Here is a 310-nt window from a genome sequence, read left to right on the forward strand (position 1 = left end):
CGTCGCTTCGGTGCCGATGCCAACCGTATCCTTGAGCTTCTGCTTCAGGCGGGGATCGGACACCAGCTTGGCGACGCCTTTCATGGACTTGACCAACTCGCCTTGCGTGTACGGTTTGGGCGGCAGCGTCTTGAGTGCCTTGAGATCGACGTCGGCCACCTGGCATGCCAGGCCCTCATACAGTTTCGGCAGCGCGGGCAGCACCTGGGCGCGGACCGCAGTATCGCCCTCGCCATCACCGTCTTCGGCCTGCGGCTCGGCGAGCACCTGGCGCCAACCCGGGATGACAACCTGCTTGCCCGTGGCCGCC

The 310-nt window shown here is 65.8% G+C and carries 1 protein-coding gene; it reads right to left on the minus strand.

All coding sequences use genetic code 11. The features are described 5' to 3' along the window. Window positions 1-310: DNA topoisomerase (locus C1I89_RS33925; protein ID WP_258231591.1), on the minus strand; the 310-nt coding region annotated here is incomplete at both ends.

The organism is Achromobacter pulmonis (assembly GCF_002885955.2).
Lineage (GTDB): Bacteria > Pseudomonadota > Gammaproteobacteria > Burkholderiales > Burkholderiaceae_B > Achromobacter > Achromobacter pulmonis_A.